Genomic DNA, 5531 nt, shown 5'->3' with positions numbered 1-5531 from the left:
ATTGGTGTTAGTAGCTGCAAGCTACAAAAAAGTACGGCGTAGGCAAAGCCATACGCCGAGTGTGGTTTTATTGTTTTGATGTTGATAAACTACGCTGAGGGGGGTGATTATTGGATGGATATTGTTATTAGTAGCTGCATGCTAAAAATGTACAGTGTAGGCGCAGACAATACAGAGAGAAAATTTTTATGTTGGACAAACTACGCGGAGGTGAGGGTTGCTTTGTGTGTAGCTTATTCTTCGTCTTTTTCTCTTATAAATCCTATTCTCCTTCTTGGTACATGATTGCTTTGTTTTTCTATTAACTCCTTCAATACCATAAAAATATTTTCAATGTCTTTGCTGTTTCCCTTTACCTCTTTTTCTAGTTTGGATAATTGTAGCAGTATCTCTTTATGTGTTAAAGCGTATTCCCTAAGTTTTGTAAATACCCTTATTATCCTAATGTTTACTTCTATTGCAACATTGCTGTTTAAAACACTCGACAACATGGCTACTCCCTGTTCTGTAAAAGCTTTGGGCAGTTTTCTTCTTCCACCCCAATTTGATGTCGCATTTTGCGACTTCAAGTTTTCATACTCTTTTTTAGTCAGGCTAAACATAAAATCCTTCGGAAACCTCTTGCTATTGCGTTTTACCTGCTCATTCAGACGTCTTGTTTCAACACCGTACATTTCTGCTAAATCTTCGTCTAACATTACTTTCTGATTTCGGATAACATAAATCCTATTTAGTATTTTTTGTTCTGCCACTAATGCCTGTAATTCTTTCTTTGCCATTGTAATTTTTTGATTGCGTAAATATAAAGTTTAAAAAACTGAAGATCGAAAATTGCAACTTCCAATTTGGATGACTACTACCAAGCCATACGCCGAGTAAAAATGTATGTTTGAAAAACTACGCTAAGGTTGGATACCACTATGAACGCAATCTGGCACAGCCTTCTATTGAAGTGGCTAAAAAAATGGCTAAACTTCTTGATACTACGGTTGGTTATTTGCTTGGTGAGACGGAAGAAGTAAATATTTTAAAAGACCCGGCTATGTTAAAACGACTGAATGAGATTAACTCTCTGCTTGATGAAGAAAAAAATCTATCCTCGTAACGGTTGATGCTTTCCTCCGTGATGCTAAAACAAGAAAAGCTTATGCATAAAAAAACCGCAGCGGTTGCCGCGGCTTTGTTGTTATCAATTTATCTTTTCCAGCCAATAATAAGAATAATAAGTAAAGGGATAAATATAAGTGCAGCTACAATCCAACCACCAAACTCTATATAAGCACTATCTCTGTTTTCATACTTTTTACCAATCTTTGCAATCTTATTTTTAGTATAGTATAGATAAACAAGAAGAATACACAATAAGAATGAGACACCTAAAATTCCTTTGTCAAAGTTTATGCTTTCTAATCCAAGATTACTCCTAACCAGTTTTTTGATGATTAGTATAACAAAAACGACATGTATAAAAATTGCAAAAAACACAACTCCACTTGCATTGTTTCTACTCAGCCATTCGCTATTGTTACGGTTAATATTTCGCCTGTATAATATCCAAAAAATATAATCGTACATATACATTTAGTATTTTCCTGAATCAAATAAATTTTCTGTAATGCTATGCCCAGTTTTTGCTTCCACAATAGTATTAGCTATAAAATAGGCAGCTCCTACTATCCAGCCTGCAACTGGCACTGAAGCACCCCCCCTCCGCGTAGTTTACCTTTTCAAATTTCATCATCTGGGCGTATGCTTTCAGCTACGCCCGGCATTTTGTTAATATTTACAACGACCATTTTATTAAAATTAGTCTTTTTCTAATTATGCAAATAATTTTGTACACATCATTACGCATAAAAAAAGGCAACCTTTTGCAAGATTGCCTTTTGGGTAGTAATGTCGGCTTACCTACCCACAGTTCTATCTTGCTGAACGATGTAAAAGCCGTGGTGAGGTTTTGAGATAGTAATGATTGAATGAATGTGCTTGGTAGCTAAAAGCTACGAATAAGATCGGCGTAGGCACAGCCAACGCCGAGGGAGAAAATTTAAGTTGGATAAACTACGATGGGGTGGGGTAAAGGTGATTATTGGATGAAATTTGCTACGGGTAGCTGGAAGCTACAAGAAATTACGGCGTAGACGTAGCCATACGCCGAGGGGAAATTTTATGTTGGATAAACTACGATGGGGTGGGTTATTTCACCGGTTTTTTTATTTTTTTCATATCGAACGTGCACCATTTCATCATCACCATTTGCATCATTTCCCTCCATTCCATTTAAATCAATATATCGAATAGGATTATTAAAACAATATACATACGGTGAAATATTCAGCATCCTATCTGCAAATGGGTCTATTCCATTCCATCTGCCTATTTGGGGGTCTTGCATTCTGGCGCCAAAATCATACAACTCTATACCACTGCCATCACTAAACTCCCGGTGCTGTAATTCCTTGCCATTGTATTTGTATGGGTTTTCTTTTCCGCCTGCTGCTTTACTGCTTATACCCGCCATTGTCAATCCAAATGGATAATAATGCGTCTCTTCCAATATCGGCCCTCGTGTATGCACTACCTGTACATTATCAAAGAACACATCTACCGGACTTTCATTGCTGCAATAAATATAAATATACCCATTTCTCGGTATTTGTATACCCTGCATACTGGCATCATTATGGTGGTCTTTTACTACACCACTACTGCCTACCACACTAAAGCCACTGCTAATATACTGAAATAATAATGCTATACAAAATTATTAATATGGGTTTTTGCAAAAAATTCATGAGTGTTTAATATCAAATAAAAAAGCAACCTTTAACTATATGGCCTTTTTAAAGAATTTGTTGGCAGTGGTGGGGTTTTGAGGTAGAGGTGATTATTGGATGAAATTTGCCACGGGTAGCTGGAAGCTACAAGAAATTACGGCGTAGGCACAGCCATACGCCGAGGGGAAATTTTTATGTTGATATACTACGCTGAGGTAAGGGTATTTGTATCCCCTGCATAGTAGCATCATTATGATGGTCTTTTACTACACCACTACTGCCTACCACACTAAAGCCTCCGCTAATATACTGAAATAATAATGCTATACAAAATTATTGATATATTGAATGAAAATTGGTGATGGTAGATGAAAACTACAAAAATGTGCGGCGTAGGCACAGCCATACGCCGAGGGAAAAATTGAATTTTCGATAAACTACGCTGAGATGGGGTAATGATGTCGGCATGCCTACTCAGAGTTCTAACTTTTTAGAAAGTTTAACCGCAATATTGGCATTATGATTGAATGGTATTGCTGATTTGAAAAGGTAGCAGAAAGCTAAAAAACATTTATCATTAGACGCAGGCTTAAGTTAGGTGTAGGGTTTTGATATAGAGGTGATTATTGGATGAAATTTGCTACGGGTAGCTGCAAGCTACAAGAAATTACGGCGTAGGCTAAGCCATACGCCGAGGGGAAATTTTTATGTTGGATAAACTACGATGAGGTTGGGGGTCATTGTGTAAAATAGGATTATTACCCATTGCAGCATAAGGGCTTTCATCAAAGTTAGATTTGGGGTCAATCTGCCACCATCTGCCTAATTGTGGGTCAAGGCTTCTAAAGTTTGTTGCATATAATTCAAGTCCACTTCCATCACTGAACTCTTTATGCTGTAGCTCTGAACCTTTATTGAACTTGCGGAGATTTTCTAATTTTCCTGCGGCTTGTGAAGATATTCCCGCCATTGTCAATCCAAAAGGATAATAATGCGTCTCTTCAAGTATCGGCCCTCGTGTATGCACTACCTGTACATTATCAAAGAACACATCTACCGGACTTTCATTGCTGCAATAAATATAAATATATCCATTTTTGGGTATTTGTATACCCTGCATACTGGCATCGTTATGGTGGTCTTTTACTACTCCACTACTGCCTACCACACTAAAGCCTCCGCTAATATACTGAAATAATAATGGTATAAAAAATTATCAATATGGGTTTTTGTAAGAAATTTTTGAACGTTTAATAAAAATAAAAAACTTTTGAGGATGACTTTTGAAAGCTTCTGTCGGCTTTAATTTTTATAACTGTGTAGACATTTCACCTGTATCAATGTTAATTCTAAATATAGTACTCACTTTATAAAAGCTATCTGCCAGCATAATTATAAAAACATTTTCCCAATCCTTTCCCAGTAATCGGTTTATTTTATTTGGCTTTGTATTATCAATAAACTGTACAATAATATTCTTATTTCCATTTATATCTATAAATCCCACATATTGTCTAACCCAATGACAAAAAAACTTCTTGGTATCAACATTTGCTTTTTGAACCTCATTATACTTCTTACTAAAAATTTGTTCTGCTTTTGTTACGTCATCTATTGTTGGAGTGTATCTGGATTGTAATTCCTTCATTTCAATGCCAACAACATAGTCTTTACTAAAAATTACTCCTTTTTCCTTGTAGTAATCAGGCAGATGAACAAAAATAATTTGTTTAGTTGTATCAATATTATTTTGAGCTTGACCATTCATAATTGTTCCAACTAAAACCATAAAAAATAAAAGACAACTTTTCATAATTAGTAAATTGGATTTACAAGATTTATGCCATTGGCTGTAATTGTATTCGCATTTTGTCTTGTGCCTAGTATTAAAACTTGTCCCTCTCCAATTGTAACACCCACAGGATTTGTATATAGACTATAAAATGCTCTAAGATTTATGTTATTTTCTGCTCTTAAAAGGTTCTCTACATGTGTTGAATAAATTTCAGCCATACGTACTGGGTCAGTCGCACCTGTCGGCGTATACCAAGGGCTATAGTCTATTTTGCCATCAAATATTTGGTCTTGTGCATGGGCTAATTCATGTCCTAATCCAATAAAAGCAGGTCTGTTGGTATTTAAGTTTGCATCAGGTCCACCATTTGTATTACTTGGATCCCAACGTACAACATTTGTCATTCCTGTTTTCTTATCAACTGCATTAAAACTGTTATTGCCTTTTATAATATTTACTGTTTCTTTACTATTTACTATATCATTTACCAAGCCTTTTCCTACTGCTCCACCTGAAGAAAGTCTATCTAAGCCTGCAACAGCTTTCTTTAAAAATCCTTTTACTTTACCAGCGTAAGCAGAACCATCTGTATTTGTTAATGCACCATTATTGTAATCGACAGCTTGCTTTTTACCTAATCCTAAAAATCCTGTTCTAAAATGTATCCTTGCTGTATCACCTAACGGGTCATTTATTAAGATAGGATTATTATTCATCGAAGAGTATAAACTCTGTACATAATCTGGTTTCGGGTCTATTTGCCACCATCTGCCAAGCTGTGGGTCTAAGCTTCTAAAGTTGGTTGCATACAGTTCTAACCCCGAACCATCGGAGAACTCTTTGCTTTGCAATTCAGAACCTTTATTGTATTTGTATTTATTTTCTATACCGCCTGCTGCTTTACTGCTGATGCCTGCCATGGTGAGACCAAACGGATAGTAATGCGTCTCCTCCAACAA

Annotated in this window: 7 protein-coding genes; 1 reads left to right on the top strand and 6 read right to left on the bottom strand. The window is 36.1% G+C overall.

The window, feature by feature from the left end; genetic code table 11:
• Nucleotides 1-233: 233 nt before the first annotated feature.
• Complete coding sequence (locus JK139_RS15190) at nucleotides 234-779, bottom strand: ORF6N domain-containing protein (protein WP_074418384.1); 546 nt, start codon at nucleotides 777-779, stop codon at nucleotides 234-236.
• 110 nt (nucleotides 780-889) lie between these two features.
• On the opposite strand from JK139_RS15190, the gene JK139_RS15185 reads away from it, so the two are divergent.
• Nucleotides 890-1105, top strand: coding sequence for a helix-turn-helix domain-containing protein (locus JK139_RS15185; protein ID WP_218332125.1), 216 nt, complete (start codon nucleotides 890-892; stop codon nucleotides 1103-1105).
• An 89-nt stretch (nucleotides 1106-1194) separates the two neighbouring features.
• Here the strand turns inward: JK139_RS15185 and JK139_RS15180 are convergent, their stop codons facing one another.
• From JK139_RS15180 to JK139_RS15160, 5 genes are all read right to left on the bottom strand, one after another.
• Nucleotides 1195-1575, bottom strand: coding sequence for a hypothetical protein (locus JK139_RS15180; protein WP_143439110.1), 381 nt, complete (start codon nucleotides 1573-1575; stop codon nucleotides 1195-1197).
• Between the two features lie 592 nt (nucleotides 1576-2167).
• Complete coding sequence (locus tag JK139_RS15175) at nucleotides 2168-2719, bottom strand: RHS repeat domain-containing protein (RefSeq protein WP_218332123.1); 552 nt, start codon at nucleotides 2717-2719, stop codon at nucleotides 2168-2170.
• A gap of 737 nt (nucleotides 2720-3456) precedes the next feature.
• A complete protein-coding gene (locus JK139_RS15170; protein ID WP_218332121.1) occupies nucleotides 3457-3945 on the bottom strand; it encodes an RHS repeat domain-containing protein in 489 nt (162 codons plus the stop codon).
• Nucleotides 3946-4086: 141 nt separating this feature from the next.
• The gene (locus tag JK139_RS15165; RefSeq protein ID WP_218332119.1) at nucleotides 4087-4590 is read right to left on the bottom strand and encodes a hypothetical protein; all 504 of its coding nucleotides are present in this window, start codon (nucleotides 4588-4590) and stop codon (nucleotides 4087-4089) included.
• Nucleotides 4591-4592: 2 nt separating this feature from the next.
• Nucleotides 4593-5531, bottom strand: a 939-nt coding sequence (locus JK139_RS15160) for a M91 family zinc metallopeptidase (RefSeq protein ID WP_218332117.1), incomplete at its 5' end; no start/stop codon positions are given.

This window comes from Hydrotalea lipotrueae, from assembly GCF_019249625.1.
Classification (GTDB): Bacteria; Bacteroidota; Bacteroidia; order Chitinophagales; family Chitinophagaceae; genus Hydrotalea; species Hydrotalea flava.
The sequence above is the reverse complement of the archived record's forward strand: the minus strand, read 5'-3'. Positions and strand labels throughout refer to the sequence as shown.